Source organism: Apibacter sp. HY039 (assembly GCF_004023655.1).
In the GTDB taxonomy this organism is placed as follows: Bacteria; Bacteroidota; Bacteroidia; order Flavobacteriales; family Weeksellaceae; genus Apibacter; species Apibacter raozihei.
Window position 1 is genome coordinate 90,128 of the sequence record NZ_SAYM01000002.1, and the last position, 25,004, is coordinate 115,131.

The 25,004-nt window shown below is 32.6% G+C and carries 22 protein-coding genes and 1 tRNA gene; 13 read left to right on the forward strand and 10 right to left on the reverse strand.

Annotation, left to right across the window (positions count from 1 at the left end; genetic code table 11):
- Positions 1–360 carry a 30S ribosome-binding factor RbfA gene (gene rbfA / locus EQ921_RS04455; protein WP_128152993.1) on the reverse strand — a complete coding sequence of 120 codons (360 nt, stop codon included), beginning with the start codon at positions 358–360 and terminating at the stop codon, positions 1–3.
- A 242-nt stretch (positions 361–602) separates the two neighbouring features.
- Between rbfA and EQ921_RS04460 the strand changes: the two genes are divergently transcribed.
- The 5 genes from EQ921_RS04460 (at position 603) to EQ921_RS04480 (ending at position 8,053) form a co-directional block, all read left to right on the forward strand.
- Positions 603–1,484 (forward strand): mechanosensitive ion channel family protein, encoded by an 882-nt coding sequence (locus EQ921_RS04460; protein ID WP_128330750.1) that lies wholly within the window; start codon positions 603–605, stop codon positions 1,482–1,484.
- 291 nt (positions 1,485–1,775) lie between these two features.
- Complete coding sequence (locus tag EQ921_RS04465; RefSeq protein ID WP_128152995.1) at positions 1,776–2,306, forward strand: MarR family winged helix-turn-helix transcriptional regulator; 531 nt, start codon at positions 1,776–1,778, stop codon at positions 2,304–2,306.
- Between the two features lie 5 nt (positions 2,307–2,311).
- Positions 2,312–3,448 (forward strand): efflux RND transporter periplasmic adaptor subunit, encoded by a 1,137-nt coding sequence (locus tag EQ921_RS04470; RefSeq protein ID WP_128152996.1) that lies wholly within the window; start codon positions 2,312–2,314, stop codon positions 3,446–3,448.
- Positions 3,449–3,489: 41 nt separating this feature from the next.
- Positions 3,490–6,645 carry an efflux RND transporter permease subunit gene (locus tag EQ921_RS04475; RefSeq protein ID WP_128330751.1) on the forward strand — a complete coding sequence of 1,052 codons (3,156 nt, stop codon included), beginning with the start codon at positions 3,490–3,492 and terminating at the stop codon, positions 6,643–6,645.
- 19 nt (positions 6,646–6,664) lie between these two features.
- Positions 6,665–8,053 carry an efflux transporter outer membrane subunit gene (locus tag EQ921_RS04480; RefSeq protein WP_128330752.1) on the forward strand — a complete coding sequence of 463 codons (1,389 nt, stop codon included), beginning with the start codon at positions 6,665–6,667 and terminating at the stop codon, positions 8,051–8,053.
- Between the two features lie 59 nt (positions 8,054–8,112).
- Here the strand turns inward: EQ921_RS04480 and rsgA are convergent, their stop codons facing one another.
- The 6 genes from rsgA to EQ921_RS04510 form a co-directional block, all read right to left on the reverse strand.
- Positions 8,113–9,027 (reverse strand): ribosome small subunit-dependent GTPase A, encoded by a 915-nt coding sequence (gene rsgA, locus EQ921_RS04485; protein WP_128330753.1) that lies wholly within the window; start codon positions 9,025–9,027, stop codon positions 8,113–8,115.
- A gap of 66 nt (positions 9,028–9,093) precedes the next feature.
- Positions 9,094–10,170 (reverse strand): bifunctional 3-deoxy-7-phosphoheptulonate synthase/chorismate mutase type II, encoded by a 1,077-nt coding sequence (locus EQ921_RS04490; protein WP_128330754.1) that lies wholly within the window; start codon positions 10,168–10,170, stop codon positions 9,094–9,096.
- A 228-nt stretch (positions 10,171–10,398) separates the two neighbouring features.
- Positions 10,399–11,178, reverse strand: coding sequence for a TIGR02757 family protein (locus tag EQ921_RS04495; RefSeq protein ID WP_128330755.1), 780 nt, complete (start codon positions 11,176–11,178; stop codon positions 10,399–10,401).
- A 5-nt stretch (positions 11,179–11,183) separates the two neighbouring features.
- Positions 11,184–11,516 (reverse strand): 2Fe-2S iron-sulfur cluster-binding protein, encoded by a 333-nt coding sequence (locus EQ921_RS04500; RefSeq protein WP_128153002.1) that lies wholly within the window; start codon positions 11,514–11,516, stop codon positions 11,184–11,186.
- A gap of 7 nt (positions 11,517–11,523) precedes the next feature.
- On the reverse strand, positions 11,524–12,576 hold the full coding sequence (locus tag EQ921_RS04505; RefSeq protein ID WP_128330756.1) for an NAD(P)/FAD-dependent oxidoreductase: 1,053 nt from the start codon (positions 12,574–12,576) through the stop codon (positions 11,524–11,526).
- Positions 12,577–12,883: 307 nt separating this feature from the next.
- Entirely contained in the window at positions 12,884–13,825 is a 942-nt protein-coding gene (locus tag EQ921_RS04510; protein ID WP_128153004.1) for a LysR substrate-binding domain-containing protein, read from the reverse strand.
- 221 nt (positions 13,826–14,046) lie between these two features.
- Between EQ921_RS04510 and EQ921_RS04515 the strand changes: the two genes are divergently transcribed.
- The 8 genes from EQ921_RS04515 (at position 14,047) to EQ921_RS04545 (ending at position 22,072) form a co-directional block, all read left to right on the forward strand.
- Entirely contained in the window at positions 14,047–14,913 is an 867-nt protein-coding gene (locus EQ921_RS04515; protein WP_128153005.1) for an RNA polymerase sigma factor RpoD/SigA, read from the forward strand.
- A gap of 81 nt (positions 14,914–14,994) precedes the next feature.
- Positions 14,995–15,852 (forward strand): DMT family transporter, encoded by an 858-nt coding sequence (locus tag EQ921_RS04520; protein WP_128330757.1) that lies wholly within the window; start codon positions 14,995–14,997, stop codon positions 15,850–15,852.
- Positions 15,853–16,013: 161 nt separating this feature from the next.
- A tRNA-Ile gene (locus EQ921_RS04525) sits at positions 16,014–16,087 on the forward strand.
- Positions 16,088–16,497: 410 nt separating this feature from the next.
- Complete coding sequence (locus EQ921_RS14730) at positions 16,498–16,635, forward strand: hypothetical protein (RefSeq protein ID WP_164875580.1); 138 nt, start codon at positions 16,498–16,500, stop codon at positions 16,633–16,635.
- A 259-nt stretch (positions 16,636–16,894) separates the two neighbouring features.
- On the forward strand, positions 16,895–18,100 hold the full coding sequence (locus tag EQ921_RS04530) for a DNA cytosine methyltransferase (protein ID WP_128330758.1): 1,206 nt from the start codon (positions 16,895–16,897) through the stop codon (positions 18,098–18,100).
- A complete protein-coding gene (locus EQ921_RS04535) occupies positions 18,097–20,259 on the forward strand; it encodes an ATP-binding protein (protein ID WP_128330759.1) in 2,163 nt (720 codons plus the stop codon). Before EQ921_RS04530 ends, EQ921_RS04535 begins: the two co-directional genes overlap by 4 nt.
- A 10-nt stretch (positions 20,260–20,269) precedes the next feature.
- On the forward strand, positions 20,270–21,652 hold the full coding sequence (locus EQ921_RS04540) for a hypothetical protein (protein WP_128330760.1): 1,383 nt from the start codon (positions 20,270–20,272) through the stop codon (positions 21,650–21,652).
- A 3-nt stretch (positions 21,653–21,655) separates the two neighbouring features.
- Complete coding sequence (locus EQ921_RS04545) at positions 21,656–22,072, forward strand: very short patch repair endonuclease (RefSeq protein ID WP_128330761.1); 417 nt, start codon at positions 21,656–21,658, stop codon at positions 22,070–22,072.
- Positions 22,073–22,625: 553 nt separating this feature from the next.
- Here the strand turns inward: EQ921_RS04545 and EQ921_RS04550 are convergent.
- The 3 genes from EQ921_RS04550 to EQ921_RS04560 all read right to left on the reverse strand — a co-directional run bounded on the left by EQ921_RS04550 (position 22,626) and on the right by EQ921_RS04560 (position 24,993).
- A complete protein-coding gene (locus EQ921_RS04550) occupies positions 22,626–22,862 on the reverse strand; it encodes a T9SS type A sorting domain-containing protein (RefSeq protein WP_164875581.1) in 237 nt (78 codons plus the stop codon).
- Positions 22,863–23,639: 777 nt separating this feature from the next.
- Positions 23,640–24,032, reverse strand: coding sequence for a ribonuclease inhibitor (locus EQ921_RS04555; RefSeq protein WP_128330763.1), 393 nt, complete (start codon positions 24,030–24,032; stop codon positions 23,640–23,642).
- Positions 24,033–24,114: 82 nt separating this feature from the next.
- Entirely contained in the window at positions 24,115–24,993 is an 879-nt protein-coding gene (locus EQ921_RS04560; protein WP_128330764.1) for a HEPN domain-containing protein, read from the reverse strand.
- Between the last annotated feature and the right edge of the window lie 11 nt (positions 24,994–25,004).

Here is a 25,004-nt window from a genome sequence, read left to right on the forward strand (position 1 = left end):
CTATAAAATAGGGTTTTCATCTTCTCCCTTTAAAGCTCTTTCTATTTTTTCCACATCATCTAAAGTGGTATCTAAATAAAAAGACAACTCAGGAATTTGTCGCAACTGTTTAGCAAGTTTTTTGCCTAAAATTTTTCGTATTTGTGATTGCAATGCAGTAATTTCTTTCATAAGAGGATCCCTATATTTTTGAGGAAAAATACTAAGATAAACCTTAGCTGTTCCTAAATCTGGTGAAACTTTAACTCCAGTGGTCGAAATAAGAATTCCCTGACCTATATCGGCTGACTGCTTACGGAAAATTTCTGCTAATTCTTCCTGCAATAACTGATTAATTTTTTTTTGTCTATTACTTTCCATAATATTTCACAAATTTATAGAAATTAAATAACTTATAAAATTTAAATTTACTTTCAATTTTGAAATTATAAAGTCATTGCTTATAAATATTTTCGCCTAACCTAAAATGTTTAATAAATATTTTAGAATTTAATTTAGTTTTTAATAAATGTAAGGTATAAAATACTTGTTTACATACATCTAAAAACTACAAATGGCATATTAGTTGAGCTTTGTCCGTAAATACATAAATTATTTAAAATATGAATATACTTCAAGTAGCACAAGAAACTACCCCAAAAGAAATTGTAAGTTCTGCCACACTGGAAAAATTAATGGATAAATTAATCGATTTGGGTTATGAATTAGGGTTAAAAATTATTACCTGCCTAATTGTTTATTACATTGGTAAATTCATAATTAAATGGGTTGAAAAACTTGTACACAGAATTCTTGAAAGAAAAAAAATAGATCAATCCGTTAAGTCATTTTTAGGAAGTCTGGTAAACATCACATTAACAATTATGTTGATAATGTCTATTATTGGCATTCTTGGAATACAAACCACTTCATTTGCCGCTTTAATAGCATCTGCTGGCTTAGCTATAGGTATGGCTATGAAAGATAATCTGGGAAATTTTGCCGGAGGGGTGATGATATTATTTAATAAACCCATAAAAATCGGTGACTATATTTCAGCACAGGGCCAAGAAGGCACAGTTAAATCCATCGGTATATTATATACTTTGTTAACTACAGCAGACAATAAAACAGTATTTATTCCTAACGGTCCTCTTTCTACTGGTAATATTTTGAATTTTTCTACTCAGGAACAACGAAGAATTGATATTATTGTTGGTGTTGATTATGGAACTTCTCTCTCCCAGGTAAAAGAAATTTTAAACAGTATAATAAGCTCTAACCCTTCAATTTTACAATCACCAGCACCATTTGTAGGTTTACAAAAACTAAATGACAGCTCTATAGACTTTGTTATAAGAGTATGGGCTGAGTCTTCTGAATACTGGAATGTTTATTACTATCTTAATGAAAATATTTATGAACAGTTCACCAAAGAAAATATTAACATTCCATTCCCTCAATTGACGGTGCATATGGCTGGCAATACAACAGAAAATAAATAAAAATAAACTATCAAATTTATCAGTTATAATTATAGAACATAATAAATATTTACTTATTAAATTTTAAATCAAACCGATCATTATTATATCTTACTGAAAAGTAATAAAATGAATATTATACATCATTTTTTTGTTACCATAAATGTCTTTTTGGTCTGTTATTTGATATTCATATTTTTCAGTAAGTTCTTATATAATATGTATACTTATAGTTTAATTTTCAGAAAATAAAATTTTTTTTTATAAGTATACATATTATCTTTGCACTTCCAATTTTTAATTATGTGAGGTATGCAAACTGATTATAAAGAATTTTTTTCCAATATAACAGACAATGACAAAACAGGTTTTCTGCTTTGGAAAGTCAATAATTATTGGCAAAGAGCCTTTAAAAAAAATTTTCGAGAACTGGATATAACCCATAGCCAGCTTTTGCTTTTATTCGGAATTTTATGGGGAGAAACCCATCATCTGGAAGTTACCCAAAAAGATCTTTCCGATAAAGCAGGTATAGATCCAATGACTACTTCAACCGTTTTGAGAACACTTCAGAAAAAAGGGTGGATTAAAAGAAAATTTAATAAAAAGGATTCCAGAACCCGTCTGATATATATTACAGATGAGGGTAAAAAAATCGTTGACCATGCCGGAATAATAATTAAAGAATTTAATAACTCATTTTTTGAAGCATTAAAAGAACATCAAAAACAATTTCAGGAAAATTTGATAACCTTGCTTATGTCTGATGAAGACACAAAAAAAGAGTTTATTAACAATCATCCGGAAGAATTTAAAAAATATAATATTAATATCGAAAAATAATAAGTATGAAACTCAGAAGAATACAAATTATAGCCTTGCTATTTACAGCCGGTTCTGTAATTTTCACATCCTGCGGAGGAGATAAAAAGTCGGGAGCCGCTGCTGCAGGTATGGCAAACCAGGTAATGCCTTACCCGGTTAAAGTCGTAACTACTCAAACTGCCGTACTAACCAGCGATTATCCTGCTACAATAAAAGGAGAACAAGATATTGAAATTCGTCCAATGGTTGAAGGCTTTATAAAAACCATTCACGTTGACGAAGGTGCTTCAGTTAGAAAAGGACAACGTTTATTTACATTAGATGCACCTCAATATGCTCAAAATGTACTAAGCGCAGAAGCAGCTATAAAAACGGCTACAGCCGATTTAAACAATGCCCAAATGGACGTTGAAAAAATTACGCCATTGGTTGAAAAAGGAATTGTAAGTAAATACCAGCTTGAAGCTGCAAAATTTGCATTACAAGCTAAAAGAGCTGCTTTAAATCAAGCACAAACTGCTTTGGCTAATGCAAGAACCAATTTATCTTATACAAATATTACTAGTCCGGTAGATGGGATTGTAGGAGCTATTCCTTTTCGTTTAGGTAGTTTGGTTGGAAGTACAAGCACATTAACTACGGTTGCCAACACTTCTAACGTATATGTATATTTTTCATTGAACGAAAAACAATTACTTGACTTTTTAAAAGATACTCCGGGAGCTAACCAGGCTGAAAAAATACGCCGTGCAGAACCCATTCAACTCATATTGGCTGATGGTTCAGAATACAGTGAAAAAGGAAGGCTTGAAACCATAAACGGTATCGTAAATACTTCTACTGGTTCTGCTAATTTCAGAGCTAACTTCCCTAATCCTCAAGGATTATTGCGAAGTGGGTCTACCGGATCAATTAGAATAAACCGCACCGTAAAAAATGCTATCGTAATTCCTCAGAAAGTTACTTTCGAATTACAAGGACAAACTTTTGTATTTGTAGTACAAAAAGACAATAAAGTTAAACAGGTAACTATTAATGTAACTCCTGCCTCTGACGGACAATCATTTATAGTTAACTCTGGACTTAATGTAAATGATAAAATTGTTGTTAACGGAATTCAAAACCTTAAAGAAGGTATGGAAATCAAACCTCAACTTTAATTTAAATTCAGTTACTTTAATTTAATAAAAAAGAATAAAAAATGCTTAAAATATTTATTGAAAGGCCCGTTCTTTCCACAGTTATATCCATTATAATTGTGATTTTGGGAATTTTGGGAATTATATCCCTACCGGTAGCACAGTATCCGGAAATTGCCCCGCCTACTGTACAGGTAACCGCTAACTATCCTGGAGCTAATGCTGATGTGGTTATGAAAAGTGTAATTATCCCATTGGAAGAACAAATCAATGGGGTTGAGAATATGACTTACATGACTTCCAGTGCTGGAAACGACGGGAGTGCTTCCATAACCGTTTATTTTAAACAGGATGCAAACCCTGATATTGCAGCGGTAAACGTTCAGAATCTTGCTGCCAGAGCCAATAGCTTACTTCCAGCTGAGGTTACCAGAAACGGGGTAATTGTACAAAAAACACAAAGTAGTAATATTGTGTTTATGGCATTAATCAGTAAAAGTAAAAATTACGACCAGAAGTTTCTTCAGAATTATGCCAACATCAATATACTTCCACAGATAAAACGTATTACCGGTGTAGGAGATGCTCAGGCGAGAGGTTCAAACACCTACTCAATGAGAATATGGCTGAAACCAGATGTAATGGCTACTTATGGAGTTACCCCCACTGATATTTCCGGAATATTAGCTGAACAAAATATCGAAGCAGCTCCGGGTACCCTGGGTCAGAACAGTAATCAGACCTTTGAATATACTTTGAAATATACCGGGCGATTGGTAAGTGCCGAGCAATTTCAGAATATGGTTCTTAAATCCCTTCCCAATGGTGATGTATTACGTTTAAAAGACGTTGCTAAAGTAGAAGTTGGATCGGAAAGTTATTTGGTAACTTCTACTGTTAACGGATATCCTTCTGTAGTAATATCTATTGCACAGACTGCAGGTTCTAACGCTCAGCAAATTATCAAAGAGGTTGAAAAAACAATGGATGAAGCGAAAAGCTCATTTCCTCCGGGTATTGAAACTGTGTTTATGATGAATGCCAATGACTTCCTGGACGCCTCTATTGACAAAGTACTACATACTTTAGTGGAAGCATTTATCTTAGTGTTTATTGTGGTGCTGGTATTCCTACAGGATTTACGTTCAACTTTAATACCTGCGATATCAGTAATTGTTGCAATTGTGGGAACTTTCTTTTTCTTATTAGTATTCGGATTTACCATAAATATCCTTACTCTTTTCGCTTTGATTCTTGCCATTGGTATTGTGGTGGATGATGCTATTGTGGTCGTCGAGGCGGTGCATGCAAAACTGGAAGGAGGAATGAAAGATGCTAAAAAAGCTTCATTGCATGCAATGGATGAAATTGCCGGGGCTATTATAGCTATAACGTTAGTAATGGCTGCCGTATTTATTCCGGTTAGTTTTATCGGAGGTACTTCAGGGGTGTTTTATAAACAATTTGGTTTAACTCTTGCCGTTTCTATCATTCTATCTGCCGTTAATGCATTAACGCTGAGTCCAGCTCTTTGTGCCATATTCCTAAAACCTCACAGCGATGAGCATAAAACAGGTTTTGTACAAAAATTGAAAGATGGATTCAATGGTGCTTTTGATAATATGACTCAAAAGTATAAAAAAGTATTGGTTTGGACATCTAAAGCCAAATGGGTAGTATTTGCTATTATACTAGGATTTTGCGGAATCTTGTATTTTCTTATGCAAACCACTCCTACCGACTTTGTGCCACAGGAAGATAGTGGATTTATATTAAGTGATATCAGCTTGCCTCCGGCATCTACGCTAGAACAATCAACAGCTATAGCCAATCAGGTAAATGAAATAGCTAAAGGTATTGACGGAGTTAATAATATTGCCCAGCTGAATGGTATCAGTTTCATTAGTGGTGTCGGTGGAAATTATGCAGTTGTATTAATAAAACTGAAACCTTGGAATGAACGTCCGAACATTAAAATTGGTGACGTTGTACAACAATTGTTTATGAAAACCGGACACATACAAGGTGGTAGAGTAATCTTCTTCGGAGCTCCTACCCTTCAGGGATTTGGTTTATCCAATGGTTTTGAATTCCAGTTACAGGATCGTACAGGTGGTAGTATTCAGAAATTTTATGAAGCTAGTGGTAAGTTCCTTGCAGCTTTAAACCAACGACCAGAAATTATGTATGCCACTACATCGTTTAACCCTAACTACCCGCAATATGAAATCAATGTAAATGTTGCTAAGGTTAAACAAGCCGGCCTTGCTGTTACTGATGTTTTAGGTGCATTACAAGGATACATCGGAGGATTGTATGCATCCAATTATAATGAATTTGGAAAACAATTTAAGGTAATGATTCAGGCAGATCCTAAATATAGAAAAAATGTTGAGGATTTAAATGGAATGTATGTAAGAAACAGTTCAGGTGAGATGGCTCCTATATCCGGTTTCATTACACTAAAACGAGTTTACGGCCCCCAATCTCTTCAACGTTTTAACATGTTCCAATCCATGCCTGTAAACGGACAGCCTAATCCGGGATATAGTGCCGGAGATGCTATTAAAGTGATCAATGAAGTAGCAGCTCAAACTCTCCCTCAGGGATACTCTTTTGAATACTCAGGTATGTCCAGAGAACAGGTTCAAAATAGTGGGTCTCAAACTGTATATATTTTCTTATTGTGTTTGATATTTGTATATTTCTTATTATCAGCATTATACGAAAGTTACATCTTACCACTATCTATTCTTATTTCTTTACCTATCGGGTTAGCAGGTGCTTTCCTTTTTGCTAAAATATTTGGTATCACCAATAATATTTATTTGCAGATTAGTTTAATCATGCTTATCGGATTATTAGCTAAGAACTCTATCTTAATTGTGGAGTATGCCGTTCAGCGAAGAGAACATGGAATGTCTATTATTGATGCAGCTATTGATGGTGCTGTAGCCCGTCTTAGACCTATTTTGATGACATCATTTGCATTTATATTCGGTCTATTACCGTTAATGATAGCCAGCGGAGCTGGTGCTGTGGGTAACCGTTCCATTGGTACTGCGGCTGTCGGAGGTATGCTTATAGGGACTCTTATCGGTTTAGTTGTAACTCCTATGCTGTTTGTTGTTTTCCAAAGTTTACAGGAAAGATTTACCAGTAAACCTGCAACAGTTCAAGGGAATTCTAATGATGACGATGATGACGAAATATTATAATACTATAAAAAGACAAGGAATGAAAATCCAACCAATTCAATATATTACCGTATTAATTCTGGCAGGAGCGCTAACTTCATGCGTAACTGCCAAATACGAAAGGCCAGAAATTACAGATAATAAACTGTACAGGGATATGGAGATTAAAGATAGTACCACTATTGCTGACATTCCCTGGAGAGAATACTTTAAAGATGTAGAGCTTCAAAATCTGATCAATGAAGGGTTGCAGAACAGTTACGATCTACAAATAGCTGTTGCTAGGATTAAGCAGGCAGAAGCGGGTTTGTATTCTGCTAAATTAGGATATCTGCCTACGTTAAGCGCTAATGGCTCTTATACAAGCAGCAAGCTTAATAACACACAAGGTTTTGGTTTAAGAACCCATACGGAAGTATTTCAGTTAGGGGCTTCTGCCAGCTGGGAACTTGATGTTTGGGGCAAAATAACCAGTGCTAAAAAAGCTGCATTGGCAACATATTTACAAAGTGATGCATACAAACGTGTTGTTCAGACTTCTTTGGTATCTAACATAGCTAATAATTATTATTCTCTTTTAGCTTTAGATGAGCAGTTGAAAATTACCAATAATACAATTAAGCTTCTGGAAGAGAACGTTAAAACTATGGAGTACTTAAAGGAAGCAGATATTGTTACGGGAGCTGCTGTAGAACAAAGTAAAGCTTTACTTTATTCCACACAGGTGAGTGTACCTGATTTAGTACAAAACATTAAATCTTTGGAAAATGCAATTTGTCTGCTTTTAGGACGTACGCCGAGTACTATTGCCCGATCATCTATGGGTCAACAGGTTATACCTACCCAGATGGATTACGGTGTTCCCGCTCAGCTATTATCTAAAAGACCGGATGTAATGATGTATGAATATGCCTACCGGGCTGCATTTGAAAACACCAATGTTGCTAAGGCTTCAATGTATCCTTCCTTCACTCTTACAGGAAACGCTGGATATTCAACCTTAAAAAATCTGAATAACTTTTTTGATTATTCTAATTTATTTGCAAGTGTTGTTGGAGGGTTAACCCAGCCTATTTTTAATCAAGGGAAATTAAGAGCCCAGCTAAGAGCCAATCAGGCTGCACAAGAAGAAGCTTTATTGAATTTCAAAAATTCAGTATTGAATTCCAGTGTTGAAGTTTCTAATGCTCTTTTTGCTTATGAACAAGCAAAAAGTAAGGATACCAACAGAGGACTTCAAATTGCTTCTCTTCAAAATTCAGTTGATTATACCAAAGAGTTATTGATTTACAGCAGTGCTAATTATACTGAGGTTTTAACTGCAGAACAAAATCTGCTAAGTGCCAAACTAAGTCAGGTTAATGATAAGTTACAGCAACTTCAGGCTTCTATAAATCTATATAAAGCTTTAGGAGGAGGTGTAAACTAATTTCTCGATATTAGATATGAAAAAACCGGCTTTATTGCCGGTTTTTTTATTTTTATGAATTATTTTAAATCTTCCATTATTTTAAGATAATTCTGATATCTTTTCTTCGATATGCTCCCTTCTTCTACCGCTTTAACAACTGCACAGTGTGGTTCGTTGATGTGTAAACAATTACTGAACCTGCAATTTTCCCTTTCTTTGAATATTTCAGGAAAATAATCCTGAAGTTCTTCTCTTTTCACATCTACCAGCTCAAATTCCTTCACTCCCGGTATGTCAATAATACTTCCGCCAAAACTCCAATCATACATCTGAGCAAAAGTTGTAGTATGTTTCCCTTTTTCATTATATCCGGATACCGAAGCTGTTTTCAATGATAAATCAGGCTGCAACGAGTTAATGGTTGAACTTTTTCCACTTCCGGAATGACCAAAAAATACGGTTGTTTTATTTTTAACCCTTTCTTTCAGTTTATCTATATTAATCATTTTTTCTGCAGAAATTTCCAGGGTATCATAACCAATATTTTTATAAATACCGATAATTTCATTTTGTTCCTCCTTTTCATTTTCTGTTAATAAATCAATTTTATTAAATACCAGAAGAACTGGAATTTCGTAAGCTTCACAAGTGATTAGAAAACGATTTAAAAACCCTAAGGATGTTTGAGGATTTCGAGTGGTGAATATGATACAGGCTAAATCTATATTTGCCGCAAGTATATGGGTTTCTTTAGAAAGATTAACGGATTTTCGAATGAGGTAGTTTTTTCTTGGATAAATTTTTGTAATCCATGCCACTGAAGTTTCTTCCAGTTCATACTCAACCTTATCTCCCACTGCTAAAGGATTGGTATTCCTTATTTTTTCTTTTTTAAATTTTCCACGAATACGAGCCTCATAAACTTCATTTGTGGATATATCCTTTATAAGGTACCAACTTCCCGTTGATTTTGTGACCAGGGCCTGCTTCATCTCTCAAAAATAAAAAAAATGCATCACATAAGGATGCATTTTAACTATATCTGTATAAATATATTTTTATTTATCCATAATTTCGTTCTGTAAGTCTACCGATTCTTTATGAATGGAAACTAACAAATGTTCTAGAAATTCTTCAGATAATCCCATACGGGTACCATTACGAATTGCTAGTTTTTTAAGTACATTCCAACGATCCGGCTGAAAAATGGCTACGTTATGTTCTTTTTTAAGATTACCGATTTTTTTAGCTACATCCATTCTGGAAGCTAATAATCCTAATAATTGGTTATCTAATTCGTCAATTTCATTTCTATATCTGTTTAACTTAGTAGAAAAAACATCAGAAGAATCATTCTTTTTACGTAAGGTTATATCAACCAGAATGTCTTTTAAAGTTTCCGGAAGTATTTGCTGTTTAGCATCACTCCATGCTTCATCCGGGTTACAGTGTGTTTCTACCATTAATCCGTTATACTCAAGATTGAAAGCCTGCTGAGCAACCTCTGCAATTAAATCTCTTCTTCCTGCTATGTGAGAAGGATCTCCTATAATAGGAATATTCGGTAAACGATCTTTCAATTCAAGAGCAATCTGCCATTGCGGATTATTTCTGTATTTAGATTTATTGTGTGAAGAAAATCCACGGTGGATAACTCCTAAATTTTTAATACCCTGAGCTGCCAGTCTTTCCAGTCCTCCAATCCATAAATCCAAATCTGGATTTACCGGATTTTTTACTAAAACCACTTTATCCGTATCTCTTAATGCTTCTGCAATTTCCTGCATAGTAAAAGGATTAACCGTAGATCGTGCACCAATCCAAAGATAATCAACATCAAACTCTAATGCTAATTTAGCATGAGAAGCATTTGCTACTTCTGTAGCTGTAAGCATGTTGAACTCATCTTTAACTCTTTTTAACCAGTTAAGACCTATAGCTCCTACCCCTTCAAAACTTCCTGGTTTAGTTCTTGGCTTCCAGATACCGGCACGATACACCTGAACATAATCTTTGTCCAATCGTTCGGCAATTTCCATTACTTGTTTTTCGCTTTCTGCACTACATGGCCCAGCAATAATCAACGGTTTTTCAAATTGGTCTATCCAATCTTGTTTTATATCCTGTATATTCATATCTAAAATTACGTGAAAAATGCAAATTTATAAACTTAATTTATAAGTTGAGTAAATATTACTTATAAATTCGTTACTAATATATATATTAATATCAAACTTCAAAAATAAAAAATTATATTTTTATTTTTATAGTAAAAAGTAAACATGTTCTTATAAACTCAAATATCTTTTATACTATTTTAAATAAATTTGGCTAATGTTTTATAATTTAACAATTCTTTATTTTTATTTATTGGAAGAAAATTGTTCAAATACCCCTAATCCAAAAAGGGCAAAATCATACTTGGAAGGATCTTCCTTGTCTAAAGTTACCAGGTTTTCCTGCAATTCCAAAACAGATTTCCAATCATTCTGTGTACGGTTTAACAATTTTAGCATCCTCGCTGTGTTTCCCGAATGTACATCCAGTGGACAAACTAATTGAGACGGTTTAATACTGTTCCAAATGCCAAAATCAACTCCTTTGTTATCTTTCCTAACCATCCATCTAAGAAACATACTCAGTCGCTTGGCCGAAGAATTACGTGCCGGACTGCTTATATGCTTACGTGTTCTCAATGAATGCTCTATTTCAAAAAAAACGTTCCTGAAACGTTCTAAAGCATGATACGTATTAACCTCATTTTCTTTGACAGCAAATACTTTTTCAAGCCCTCCTTTATTTACATATATGTTTTGAAGTGATTTTATAAAGAAAACCAAATCGTCAGAGTTGAATGTACGGTGTACGCTTCCCTGTATTTTTTTTAAATCTGCCGGAGTATGATTCATGATAAAATCAAACGGCTGGTTGTCCAAATACTTTATTATTTTACCTGCGCTTTTAAGTATGCTTTTACGATTTCCCCAAGCAATGGTAGCTGCTAAAAATCCTGAGATTTCAATATCTTCTTTCAAAGAAAACCCATGTGGAACACTCACCGGATCCGGCTCTATGAATTCCACATGGTTATATTGTTCTACCTTTTCATCTAAAAAATATTTTACTACTGAAAGATCCTCCATAGAAATTAATATTCCGGAGCTATTTCCACTTCCAGCCCCTCTAAATCTTCCGTTATAGCTAACTGGCAACCAAGACGGCTGTTTTCTTTGACATTGAAGGCTTCTGATAACATAGCTTCTTCTTCGTCTCCCATTTCAGGAAGCGGCTGGTTTTCGTTTAGCACATATACCTGACAGGAAGCACACATTGCCATTCCTCCACAGGTACCGATAGTACCCTCAGGAGCCAGTTCATAGGCACGTATAACTTCCATCAAATTCATAGACATATCGGTAGGTGCTTCCACTTCGTGTTTATTTCCTTCCCTGTCTATGATAGTAATCTTTACATCTGACATATAAAATTTATTCTATGGATTTTACAACCGCTTTTTCCGCTTCTTTTACAGTTCCGTCAAAACCTTGAACTCCTCCTACGGTTGTATATTTTAGTACATATTTTTTTCCCGGATTTACTCTGTTATAAATACTTTGACACATAAGTGTCGCTTCATGGAAACCACAAAGAATAAGCTTTAATTTTCCGGGATAAGTATTGATATCGCCAATGGCATATATGCCTTCTACATTAGTTTGATAATCTAATGCGTTGTTAACTTTAATGGCATTTTTTTCAATTTCCAGTCCCCAATTGGCTATAGGTCCTAGCTTAGGTGTTAGTCCGAATAAAGGAATAAAGTAATCCACAGATTTATCAAAAACAGTACCTTCCTGTTCTATTACTAAAGATTCAACTTTTCCGTCTCCTTTTATACCGGTTATTTCTGCCGGAGTAATTAAATTGATCTTACCTTCATTTTTTAAAGCCTGAACTTTTTCTACGGAATCCAAAGCACCTCTAAATTCATTTCGTCTATGAACAAGAGTAACCTCCGCAGCAATGTTTGCCAGAAAAATGCTCCAGTCCAATGCAGAATCTCCTCCTCCAGCAATAAGCACTTTTTTACCTCTGAATTGTTCTGGATTTTTCACAAAATATTCCACTCCTTTTTCCTCATAATCAGAAATATTTTCAATCTGAGGTTTTCTAGGTTCAAAACTTCCCAGTCCGGCTGCAATAGCTACCGCTTTTGCGTGATGCCGGGTTCCTTTGTCAGTGGTAACGATAAAAGTACCGTCCTCCTGCTTATCTATAGTTTGTGCAATTTCATTTAAAGTAAATCCCGGTTCAAATTGTTTGATTTGCTCGTGAAGGTTTTGAACCAGCTCACCTGCCTGAACGGTAGGATACCCAGGAATATCAAATATAGGCTTTTTTGGATATAACTCTGTTAACTGCCCTCCTATATTGGGAAGTGCATCAATAATATGGCATCTTAATTTTAATAAGCCTGCTTCAAAAACTGTAAACAGACCTGTAGGACCTGCCCCTATTATCAGTATATCGGTTTCTATCATAATTCTATCTGTTAAGTTGTTGTTGTTTAATGATATATTTTTTAATCAAGTATAATCTTTCCGCTCATTTGGTCTGCTCCTGAATTATTCAAGATAAAAAACACGGTAGTTTAGTAAGATTATTATTCAGCTGCAAAGATAATGAACCTGTTTTTATAAGCCAAACCTTGTAAATTTTTAGTTAATGTATATATATACAATTAAAGTATGTTTGATCTGACAATCAAACATACTTTTTTACTTCAAGCTCTGTATTTACAATATGTATTTGAGCAATACTTTATTTACACAGAGAACCTAATTATTGTTATATCACCTTGATTTGAGGTTTGTTTTCGGTTTTTTCTTCTAAAAATAATTTTCCTCTGAGTATACTTTTTACCAGCTCTATAAACTTATCTGCAAAGGTAGTCCTTATTTGGTTTGTTGAATATATTAGCGATACTTCCCTGAATGGAGAAGCAGTAAAATATCTTACATTTTTTTTATCTACTTCTGATAAAATTTCGGACTCCAGTAAAGGAAGTATGGTAAAACCAAAACCTTCATTTACCAGGCTCACTAAGGTTGAAAAACTACCGCCTTCTAGCTTTATATTGGAATTGATAGCTTCTTTATGCTTACAAAGATCCAAAACCACGTCTCGGAAGCAATGACCTTCTTCGAGCATTAAAAGATAATTGAAATCAAGTTTATCAGTATCTAATATTTTTTCTTTGTACAAAGCACTATTTTGAGGAGAAACATAAGCAACCAATGGTTCCCTGTACATAGGGCGCTCTATAATTTGCATTTCATCCAGTGGTGTACTTGCTATACCGAAATCGATATATCCTTCTTTTATCCCTTTCAGAATATCTTCCGTTTTAAGTTCTTTTATGACTAATTCGGATTCCGGATATTTGTTTCTGAAGGTTTTATAAAATAACGGTACCAAGGTTGGGGTTATCGTAGGAATGATACCCATTACTACGGTACCGTTCATACTTTTTTTATCTTCTTCTACTATTTTGGATAATTTTCCTGCTTCCTGCAATATAATTTTTGCCTGGTTGACAATTTTTTTTCCTATCGGGGTAATTTTAATAGGATTGGTCGTTCTATCAAATAATTCAACTCCCAGGGTCTTTTCAAGTTTCTGAATCTGCATGCTTAGCGTAGGCTGGCTTACAAAAGCTTTTTCTGCGGCAACTGTAAAATTTTTATGTTCTGCAACAGTTAATACATATTGAAGTTGGATTAAAGTCATTCTATTTAGCTATATTTTATTTTGATTTAAAAAAAAGTTTTTCACCGCAATTTACTAAGATTATTCCAAATATTCTTAATAAAAAAAATTTTGTAACCTTTTGTGTTTTGTTTTCGTATATGATATGTATGGGTAGAGAAAACTGGTTTATTCTTCTACTCTTTAGGGTAACATTGTGTTTAATTTTTTAGATACATTTAAAAAAAAGCATTTTAAAAAGAATGAGACAACTAAAGATTACCAAACAGGTAACAAACAGAGAAACTGCATCTCTTGACAAGTATTTACAAGAAATCGGAAAAGTAGATTTAATTACAGCGGATGAGGAGGTTGATTTAGCCCAACGCATCAAAGCTGGAGACAGAGTTGCTTTGGAAAAGCTGACCAAGGCTAATTTAAGGTTCGTAGTTTCTGTGGCAAAACAATATCAAAACCAAGGGTTGAGCTTACCGGATTTAATTAATGAAGGAAATCTGGGATTAATTAAAGCGGCCAAACGTTTTGATGAAACCCGGGGGTTCAAATTTATTTCTTATGCGGTATGGTGGATTCGTCAGTCTATTCTTCAGGCTTTAGCAGAACAGTCCAGAATTGTTAGATTACCTCTTAACAAAATCGGCTCCATTAATAAAATAAACAAGGCATTTGCTCATTTAGAGCAGGAACATGAAAGGGCTCCTTCAGCTGCTGAGCTGAGTGAAGTGCTTGATATGAGCGAAGAGGATATTAAAGAATCGATGAAAAACTCAGGACGTCATTTATCCATGGATGCTCCTTTGGTTGAAGGGGAAGACTCCAACCTGTATGATGTACTTCGCTCCGGAGAATCACCAAGTCCGGACAGAGACCTGATGCTGGAATCTTTACAAACTGAGATTGAACGTTCTCTATCTACTCTTACTCCAAGGGAAGCTGATTTAATCCGTCTATATTTCGGGCTAAGCGGCCAACACCCAATGACTCTTGAAGAAATAGGAGAAACTTTTGATTTAACCCGCGAACGTGTTCGTCAGATCAAAGAAAAAGCTATTCGTAGATTAAAACATACCAGCAGAAGTAAAATTCTGAAATCGTATTTAGGAAAATAATTTATATTATATAAGTAATTGAGCAGTGTTTTCTGGCACTGCTTTTTTATTTGCCTTTATTTTAAATTTTACTGTTATTTTATGAAAGAAGTCCTTATCAGTGTACTGTTTAATGTCGGAGTTTCCATAATCTTAAAAATTTTCAGTTCCAAATCATCTGCATCTCAGTCCTTATTTCCAGTTATTACTTATAATTACATTTTTTCTGCACTGTTTTGCTATTTTATATATCATCCTTCGTTAACTACTATTAACTATAGCCAAGCACCCTGGCTCATTTATATCCTTATGAGTATTCTTATGCCTGTGATGTTTATTCTTATTGGACTATCAATTAAACACATTGGAATTGCACGTACAGATATTGCCCAACGAATTTCCTTACTATTAACTCTCGTAGCTTCTTTTCTCTTTTTTAAAGAAGATTTTACCTGGAAAAAAATAGCTGGCCTCTCCCTAGGTTTTATATCTATCTTTTTTATTTTCTATCAAAGCCGGAAAAGCAAATCCGAGGGTATATATTCATGGTTCTTGCCTGTTTTAATTTTCTTTGGTATGGGGGTCATAAGTATCTTATACAAAGTGATAGCTGCTAATCAGGAAATTTCTTTTACTACATCTACTTTTTTTATTTTCGTTGGTTCTTTTATAACCGGAGTAATTATTTTAGCATTTAGTAAACAAAAATTTAACCTTTCTTCTCTGGTTTGGGGCTTAGCGGTAGGTGTTTTTAATTTTGGCAATGTGTTGTTTTATTTGAAAGCTCACCAGACTTTAAAGCATAATCCTTCTATGGTTTTTGCTACGATGAACTTGGGCGTTATTATCTTAGGTAGTATTACCGGAATTTGCTTTTTTAAGGAAAAGATGTCTTCCCGTAATTATTTTGGATTGTTCTTAGCTCTTATATCTATTGTGTTAATCACTTTTTGGAAATGATAAGACAAAAAATAGTTAACAGAGCACTTATTTTTTATTACTTTTATTTTACTGATTCTTAGCAAAAAAGATAGTTATGGTTAAAAAATATCAAGTATTTTTTTAATTACGATTTGGAGAATTAAAGAAAAGGCGTATATTTGCAATCGCTAATCAGCACTGGTCCTATAGCTCAGTTGGTTAGAGCACCTGACTCATAATCAGGTGGTCCCTGGTTCGAGCCCAGGTGGGACCACTTTTTGAAATTTAAATTATTTAAAACCTGTATTTTAACGTACAGGTTTTTTATTTTTAGACAATGAATTGAATTTTTATTAGCAACATAACAACTTTTCATACGTACCAGGCGGATAGCTTTCTGCAATATCTATTTTTCTTCTTAAAATGATTTCTTTTTTGGTTAGCTTTCCCTTGTAATGTTTCTTTCTGTATTTTTTTAATATTCATCCTAAACTTTCTCAATAAAAACCTTTTCAAACATCTCTAATAAATCTCTGTTCTTTTGGTAAAGTGTTTGTTTTTCATAGTAAGCATTAGACTGATAAAAATATTAAAGAAAATAATAAAATTAGTCTAAATAACGACATAAATTCATCTACAATAGAAATAATAATTTAAAAACTCTTAACCAGAATATCTTTTACAATGAAGAGGATTGAACAACTAAGTGCTAAGTCTATAAAAAAGAAACATGGATTTACAGCAGGAATTCCTTTAAGAATAATAATGAATCTAAATTATACCGGATGCATAAGCTTACAGAGGGTGAAAGGGGCGATGTAATTATGGACTGGGACGAATTCCCAGAAGACATGGTAAAAGTAATTTACTATGACAAACAGGTGAATAAAATAATGGGATATGTGATAACTTTTTTCCTTGCAGTTTTTGGAGGCTGAATAATTGTAAATTGTTCATATAATTAACTAATTAACAAAACAATATACTATAGTGATACCAATTTTAAGATAAAAAATAATATTCTACTTTTACATATAAAAAATATTGTTTAACTTCCGAAGTTAAAAACATTCAAAAATTAATGAATTTTGTAGATTTATTTGCTGGTGCATCTGGAATGTCTGAAGGTTTTATAAGAGCTGGATTTAACCCTATTGCTCATATTGAAATGAATGAAGAAGCCTGTTTTACGATAAAAACGAGAGCAGCATATCATTATCTTAAATCAAAGAATAAATTAGAAATATATTATAGTTATATCAGAGGAAAAATTTCAAGAGAAGAATTTTACAAGAATATACCTAATGAAATTCTGGATTCTATCATAAATGTTGAGATAGATGATAATTCTATAAAAGAAATTTTTAGAAAAATTAATAAAAAAAATCAGAAAATTAATTTAATAATTGGAGGGCCTCCTTGTCAGGCATATTCTCTTTTAGGTCGATTTCAAGAAAATATAGAAAATGATCCTAGAAATAAACTATATATACAGTATGGCAGGTTTTTAAAGGAATTTAACCCTAAAGCGTTTGTTTTTGAAAATGTTCCGGGAATTTTGAGCGCAAATAAAGGGCAACACTTTAAAAATTTAAAAGCGTATTTCAGAAAGTTAGGATATGAGGTATATCACGAAATGCTGGATGCTTCAGATTACGGAGTGGTACAGGCAAGAAAAAGAATTATTATTGTTGGTTGGAAAAAGGAGTCAGATTTTGGCTTTCCGGATTTTGATAAAGTAAAGAAAAAATACACTGTTAATGAAGCTTTTGAGGACTTACCGGAATTAAAACCGGGTGAAGGTTATCAGTATATGAATTATAAAGAGTTAAAGAATAGTAATCTTGAAAAGTTTGAATTAAGAAACGGAATTGATTTTTTAACGCAGCATATATCACGCCCTCATAATGAAAGGGACCTAGCAATATACAAAACAGCCATTCAGAAGTGGAATAATGAAAAAATAAGATTAAAATATCCTGACTTACCAGAAGAACTTAAAACACATAAAAACGAATCTTCATTTATTGACAGGTTTAAGGTTGTTAATGGCACAGGAGTTTCTCATACTGTGGTGGCACATATTGCAAAAGATGGTCATTATTATATACATCCTGATGAGGAACAATGCCGTTCTATTTCAGTAAGAGAAGCAGCAAGATTACAGTCATTTCCGGATGATTTTTATTTTGAAGGTTCCCGCTCAGCAGCATTTAAACAAATTGGTAATGCAGTACCACCGTTAATGGCTTATGCTATTGCTAAAAAAATGAAAGAATTATTATGAGTAATATTAACAAACATAATATAAAAGCCAAAAGTCATATTTTAAGTCTTTTAGGAGACGAGCTAATTGGTAGTGATAGTCTTGCTATTTTTGAGTTGGTTAAAAATGCTTATGATGCAGATGCAGAAGAGGTAACAGTAGAATTTATAAATCTTAATCAGTCAGATCAGCAAATAATTATTGAGGATGATGGACACGGAATGACTAACAAAGTTATACAGGATGTATGGCTTACTATTGGTACTGATTTTAAAAGAGGGAAAAACAGAAAAGAAAGCAAAAAATTCCATCGAGTATCATTTGGAAATAAAGGAGTTGGAAGATTAGCTGTACATAAATTAGCTAAAAGAATAACTTTAGAGACCCAAGCAGAAGGAGAAATATTTTCAAGTCGTTTAACAATAGATTGGGCGGAATTAATAGCTTCAAAAGAATATATACAAGATCTTGAAGTGAATGTGGAAACTGTTGCAGAACAATTATTTGAAAAAGGGCAAGGAACAAGAATTATTTTAGATAAACTAACAACAAAAAAATGGTCAAAAAAAGCATTAAAAGACTTAGTCAGAAAAATTGATAACATAAAGAATCCTTTTAATCCTAATCCCAAATTTATCATAAAAATTGAAGCAAATGATTTTCATAACGAATGGATAAAAGAAGTCACCAGTAGTAATGATATTCTTAGTGATAGCTTATATCAATTTAATTTCAAAATAAAACCAAGTAAAGGGACATCAGATGATTTTGCTAAATTTCTATGGAGATATTCATTTAATCCGCCACTCCAAACAAGTATTCTGAAAAGATCCTCTAGAAATACTGATACTACAAATTTTCATATTGGTGAATTATATAAAGATCTTGATGGTGAAAAGGAATATAATAGATTCTTAAGAAATAAAGATTTGCTTGATATTGGTATTATTAAAGGTAAATTCTATGTGTTTAATCAAAGTTCTATTCTTTTAAAAATGAACTTTGGAGGACAGATTATTGCTGTTAAACAATTTATTAAAGATAATTCAGGAATTAAAATTTTTCGGGATAATATACGGGTTTACAACTATGGAGAATCATATGATGATTGGTTAGGACTTGATTTAGATAAAATCCAAAGAGCTGGAGATCATTTTGGAAAAAAAGTTACTATCGGTGTTGTTGATCTTGATTTAAAATCCAGCAATGATGGATTAGTTGAAAAAACAAACCGTGAAGGCTTTATAGATAATACCGAATTTAACAGATTTCAGCTATTAGTAAAAGAAGTTTTTAATTTCTTTGAAAGAGAAGCTAGTAATGATAAAGATTTGATTGAAGCTTTTTTAGAGGAAACCCGACCTGTTAAAAAAGTGGGATTTGGAGAAACTATAAAAGAACTGGAAAATAAGATTAAAGATAAAAATCTAGAGAAGGAATTAAAACCATTACTTATTCGTGTTGATAAAGATTATACTGAAATGCGTGATATTATGGTTAATTCTGGTATGACCGGGCTCAATCTGGGTGTTGCTTTTCACGAAGTAGAGAGAGAAATCAGGTTTATTAACGCAGATCTGAGTACTAATAATATAAATATAGAAGAAATTAAAGATAAGGTACGAAATCTTATCCAAATATTAGAAAGTCTATCTCCTATATTAAGGCAAAATAAAAGTTCTTTATCTACTGCTAAAAAAGTAATAGAGATAGCTAAAAGAAGAAATGAAAATCGATTTAATTTTCATAAAATAATCTTTTCATCTCCGGTTTTAACAGGAGAAAACAAAGATTTTAATTTTAAGGTTCCAACAAATCTTTTGATTTCTGCAATATCAAATTTAATTGATAATGCTATTTACTGGACACGAACTCAATTAGATTTGATTAAAGTTCAAAATAATCTATATAAACCTGCTATCTATATAGGAACAGATTTGTTAACATTTGAAGGTTTTGCTATTATTATAGCTGATAATGGGCCTGGATTTTCTTCTGAACCTGAATATTTAACTCAGCCTTTTAAAACCAAAAAAGAGGGAGGTATGGGATTAGGATTATATTTTGCCGATTTAGTAATGAATATGATTGGTGGTAAATTGCTTTTTCCTGACAGCTCAGATTTAGATATTCCTCCAATTTATATTGGTGCCTGTATTGCATTAGTATTCCCCAAATAATTATCAAAATATGTTGGAAAAACAAAACAAAATTATAATTGTGGATAACATTCCTGCACAGTTAGAAATATTAGGTAAATCTTTTTTTGAAAATGGTTTAGGCTGCAGAACCTTTGTATATGATCCCTCATACGATTCTCCACTTGAAAAAGTAAGAATTGCTTTTTTTGATATCAATCTTACAGAGAAGGTAGTAGATGCCGATTATGAATCAAATGAAGAGATACTCGAAAAAAACACTTCTGTATTTAATGATTTGGCTTATGCAATTAACCAATATATTTCTAAAAATAATGGTCCCTATGTTTTAATTTTCTGGACGGCAAACAGTAAAATTGCAGATGCTTTTAAACTTTATATAAGTGATCCTGATAGAGGTTATTCAGATACAGCGTCACCTATTTTTATTGATTGTATAGATAAAACTCCATTCGCTGATAATAATGGAGAACAGAATAATTTATCCGATAAAATATTAGAATTATTGAATGGGAATGAGAAGATAAAGTTTTTATTTAATTTGCAGGAAAATTGTCGAAAATCAGGTGAAGAAACTATAAATAGATTATATCAAATTATCCCTAAAGAAGAAAATTGGGGAGAAAGTACAGTTTTTTTTGAAAATCTTGATATAATACTATCAAAAATTGCCTCATCCACTTTAGGATGTCAACATGCAAAAGAAAATAATCAGAAAGCAATATATGAAGGTCTTCTACCAATTATTAATTATGAACTAATTAATAGTGAGAATACATTGGATTGGTTACAAATCTTAACAAAATTAAATCAATCAACAGATTGTAAAAATTTAGTTATTCAAGAAAAATCTATTGAAAACAAATTGAATTCTTTATACCACATCGAAAAGTATACAAATCAAACTAAAAACTTTCGAGGTTGTGTAATTGAGATTAATAAACATTCCATTGAACCATTAAAATCACTTAATATTTTAAATACTGAAACTTGGGTAAGTAAGATGCTTGCTGTTAAGGAAGGAAATGAAACACAAAAAAAACGTAAATCAGAAATATTAAACAACTCTAAAATAATTGCTATAGAAATAAGTGCCTCATGCGATTTTTCCAATAATAAATCAAGAATTAATAAATATATTTTAGGAGTTCTATGCAACAATCTGAATAAAGATTTAGATAAAGATCTAAATTTAAAAAGTAGACCTGAATTTTGCTATCATTTAGGTGGATGTTGTTTCTATCATGAAGAAAATGATTACAATATTTTTCTAAATCTTAATTATGTATTTTCCTCAAACTTTAATGATTTAAAATTAGGCAATGTACTTTTTATATTAAAAAAAGAAATAATGGATATGCTGGGTAATAAATATGCAAGTCACATTTCAAGAATTGGGATAACAAGTTTATAACATATGGATGTCCATACACCTGAACAACGTTCAAAAAATATGCGAGCAATCAAAGCAATAGGAAGTAAGGATGAAATTCGTCTGGCTAAAGCTTTGTGGCATCTGGGATATAGATACCGTAAAAATGACAAAACAATTTTTGGAAAACCTGATTTAGTTTTCAAAAAACAAAAAATTGCTGTTTTTGTTGATAGTGAGTTTTTCCACGGTAAAGACTGGGAAACAGAAAAATTTAGAATAAAAACCAATCAGGAATTTTGGTACAAAAAAATAAGCAGAAATATAGATCGAGATAAAGAAGTAAATCAATATCTTACTGATAATGGCTGGAAAATATTAAGATTTTGGAGCAAAGAAGTAAAAAGTAATCTTCAAAGATGTATCTATGAAATTATCCAAGCTATTAATTCTATAAAATAGGCTAAATTAAATTGATGCTCAAACCCACATACATCCACGATACTCCATAGTAGTACAAAAATAATTAAAATTGGTGTTTTAAGGTACTTATTAGTGTATATAGTTATATATCAATATATTGATTTCGATACAGGTGGAACCACTTTAAGAATGACAAACCTACTCAGGTTTGATGATAAATCGCAAAAAATCAATGTATTATGCGATTTTTTTTGTGTTTTGTATGACAAGAAAAAGACTCGAAAAAGACGTTTTTTTGTCAGTTTCCGTTACCAAATCGTTACCACTTTTCAAAATTCCAAAAGTGATAACAATTATGCTTATAGGTCATTGATTTATAATTAATTAGTCAATAGTAAATCACCGTTTTACAGAGGAAACAGGAATGTTTGTAACTAATTTTAACACGATAAATTATGAAAAAGAGTACATTCAACATTTTGTTTTATCTGCGTTCCAACCGGATTATTTCAATCTGTATGAAATAATGAAATTTGAATTTTTGTATTAGAGAAAAAAACACCTCCGACTCCAATCGAAAGTGTTTTTAACTTTAATAGTTTGTATTTCTATTACTTTTAATAAACTTCTTCATAACGATTCCCTGACGGGTTTGTATAGCTAAAATATAACCGCCTGAGGCAAGATCCTTCACGTTAATCTCGTTATTTGGAACGGTACGAAGTCTTTTTATTTCCTTTCCCGAATAGTCGTAAACAAAGATTACATTTAATTTAGAAGTTGCATTAATTTTAATCAAATGAGTTACTGGATTTAAGGAAATTTCCAAAAGTAAAATTCTGAATCAAACTTTTTTAATTTATTTTACAAAATAGCAGATTATTCTTTTTTAGTTAATTTTTTATATCTTTATCAAGATAGCTTATATTTTAAATCATATATTTGTTTTGATTAGTAAATATTATGATTCTATTTCCTTTTTTAATTTTAAGTGTTGTTTTAGTTAGTATTATTTTAGCCTCAATGATGGGTTATATTTGGATAAAATGCGATCAGGTCAGCAAAAAAGAGATATTTTCAGGCATTCTGTATTCCATTATTTGTATCTCAACTCTTTATATAGAAGTTTTAAATCATTTTTTGAATTTTATTTTCCTGTCTTTTATATTACCAGCAATATTTTATCTGGTATTTAAAACCACAAAAAACACTAGAATACAATTTATTTATAAAACATTACTTTTTGGAATTATATTCAATACTATATTTGGTATTTTCATAATAGGATATACAGTTTTGTTTAATTAAAATTTTTATTATAATCTTTTACTTACGCTCTTTTCTTTTAATATAATTTATTGATTATAAGTAAATTATTTATATATTTAATCCTTAAATTTCCCCAATACATATACTTTTTAATAAAGAAATACATGACGATTTGAGATCATATATTCTCGTTATTTATTTGCTTTGAAGTTCTAAAAAAGTTTGTTTATTATTTCCAAATGAGCCTATTGAAGAAATTATTGGAAAATAGCGTTTGAGGTTTCATTTGTTAAGACCTGTTTATCTAAAGAGTACGAAAACCTATTTTCACCTATTTTTAGTTTTGTATCAGTTGGATGTTGGGGTGTGCAGTGATTATTTCCAATATAATATCGAAATAGGTAGGTCCTGTTCCGTTTTCCAGCTCATTTAGCTTTTGTTGTATGTAAGGAATGTTATACAAAGCTGGCGAATTAAGTTTTTGCTGGTAATATGCTTTAGTTTCTTCTTTTCCTAAATCCTGTTTGTTTTTCTCAAAATCTTTCCAGATAAGGTGTATAGGTTCATTTCCTTTCATTTCTCCGAACCCCCCGTAAAACAAGTCATTCAAAGCATCCAGACTCTCTCCCACTTGCCAGTCTTCATTGACCATAAAGAGGCGGTTTATTTCCCGGTAAAATGAAGGTATATCCTCTATCCGGCTTCCTTCTATAATGAATGTCTTTGCCACGGTACATACTTTTTTTCCTGAATTGATAGTTCTTTACCCAATTTGCCAGTAGCCCTATGTCGAAATTTACGGACAACTGTTACTATACCATCTCCCCGTATTCTTTAATCTTCTTTTCGCAAATCTGTTTGGTTATATCCATCAACAATTTTACTTTCGGAATCAGCGCATCAATATCCTCTTTGGTAACTACAAAGTCCGGATTGTAACGGGCTTCTACATACGCGGCTTTTACTAAATGAAACAACCTTTTTTCTTCTGCGGTGTGTAGAGGGAAAACCTTAGCCAGTTCTTCGGAATATTTTTTTACTGAGGAAGATAATTTGGCCAGATTGTGCTGTTTATTATTCCGAAGGGTAAAAACCAACCGTATCGCGTAATAACAATTCTCACAAGCCTGATGAAGATTAAATATTGAATCTTTATACCATTCTTTTCCAAGAGCTAGTTGTGCCATTCCAAGCTTTCTTCCCGCACTTTCAAATTTTTCTTCAAAATACTCCTGTGCCTGTTTTTGTATTTCGTCGTACCGGAGCTTTCTTCTTCGGGCCAGCTTAAAATTCCCGCTATCATACAAAACGACTCCTTCCTGTTTAATCTGGGTATAAAAATATCGTCCTTCTTCCAGATCTTTGTTCAGCTTTTTTATATCGTCGTTTATAAATTGTACGGGTGTTTGTTTTTCGGGATTTCGGTAGTATTTATCGTCTACCTGGTCCAGAATGCGTCCGGCATCTTTATCGGATATATGGTGAGTAGCCACCAGGATATCATAATCGCTCATATAGGAAGTGGGTATACCAAATTCTATGCGTTCATCATAGTCTACATATTCATTTCTTGCATAACTTCCATACAGGATAATCATTTCCGCCTGCGGAAGTCTCTTACGTATTTCGGTTACCAGATTATTGATATCTTCCTGCTTGCGTTTGGGAAGATAGGCTATGGACTTTTTCATCTGCGGGTGTC

Excerpts from the sequence above, each read along its gene's own strand:
- rbfA (WP_128152993.1), bottom strand. The coding sequence starts at position 360 with ATGGAAAGTAATAGACAAAAAAAAATTAATCAGTTATTGCAGGAAGAA.
- EQ921_RS04460 (WP_128330750.1), top strand. The coding sequence starts at position 603 with ATGAATATACTTCAAGTAGCACAAGAAACTACCCCAAAAGAAATTGTA.
- EQ921_RS04465 (WP_128152995.1), top strand. The coding sequence starts at position 1,776 with ATGCAAACTGATTATAAAGAATTTTTTTCCAATATAACAGACAATGAC.
- EQ921_RS04470 (WP_128152996.1), top strand. The coding sequence starts at position 2,312 with ATGAAACTCAGAAGAATACAAATTATAGCCTTGCTATTTACAGCCGGT.
- EQ921_RS04475 (WP_128330751.1), top strand. The coding sequence starts at position 3,490 with ATGCTTAAAATATTTATTGAAAGGCCCGTTCTTTCCACAGTTATATCC.
- EQ921_RS04480 (WP_128330752.1), top strand. The coding sequence starts at position 6,665 with ATGAAAATCCAACCAATTCAATATATTACCGTATTAATTCTGGCAGGA.
- rsgA (WP_128330753.1), bottom strand. The coding sequence starts at position 9,027 with ATGAAGCAGGCCCTGGTCACAAAATCAACGGGAAGTTGGTACCTTATA.
- EQ921_RS04490 (WP_128330754.1), bottom strand. The coding sequence starts at position 10,170 with ATGAATATACAGGATATAAAACAAGATTGGATAGACCAATTTGAAAAA.
- EQ921_RS04495 (WP_128330755.1), bottom strand. The coding sequence starts at position 11,178 with ATGGAGGATCTTTCAGTAGTAAAATATTTTTTAGATGAAAAGGTAGAA.
- EQ921_RS04500 (WP_128153002.1), bottom strand. The coding sequence starts at position 11,516 with ATGTCAGATGTAAAGATTACTATCATAGACAGGGAAGGAAATAAACAC.
- EQ921_RS04505 (WP_128330756.1), bottom strand. The coding sequence starts at position 12,576 with ATGATAGAAACCGATATACTGATAATAGGGGCAGGTCCTACAGGTCTG.
- EQ921_RS04510 (WP_128153004.1), bottom strand. The coding sequence starts at position 13,825 with ATGACTTTAATCCAACTTCAATATGTATTAACTGTTGCAGAACATAAA.
- EQ921_RS04515 (WP_128153005.1), top strand. The coding sequence starts at position 14,047 with ATGAGACAACTAAAGATTACCAAACAGGTAACAAACAGAGAAACTGCA.
- EQ921_RS04520 (WP_128330757.1), top strand. The coding sequence starts at position 14,995 with ATGAAAGAAGTCCTTATCAGTGTACTGTTTAATGTCGGAGTTTCCATA.
- EQ921_RS14730 (WP_164875580.1), top strand. The coding sequence starts at position 16,498 with ATGAAGAGGATTGAACAACTAAGTGCTAAGTCTATAAAAAAGAAACAT.
- EQ921_RS04530 (WP_128330758.1), top strand. The coding sequence starts at position 16,895 with ATGAATTTTGTAGATTTATTTGCTGGTGCATCTGGAATGTCTGAAGGT.
- EQ921_RS04535 (WP_128330759.1), top strand. The coding sequence starts at position 18,097 with ATGAGTAATATTAACAAACATAATATAAAAGCCAAAAGTCATATTTTA.
- EQ921_RS04540 (WP_128330760.1), top strand. The coding sequence starts at position 20,270 with ATGTTGGAAAAACAAAACAAAATTATAATTGTGGATAACATTCCTGCA.
- EQ921_RS04545 (WP_128330761.1), top strand. The coding sequence starts at position 21,656 with ATGGATGTCCATACACCTGAACAACGTTCAAAAAATATGCGAGCAATC.
- EQ921_RS04560 (WP_128330764.1), bottom strand. The coding sequence starts at position 24,993 with ATGAAAAAGTCCATAGCCTATCTTCCCAAACGCAAGCAGGAAGATATC.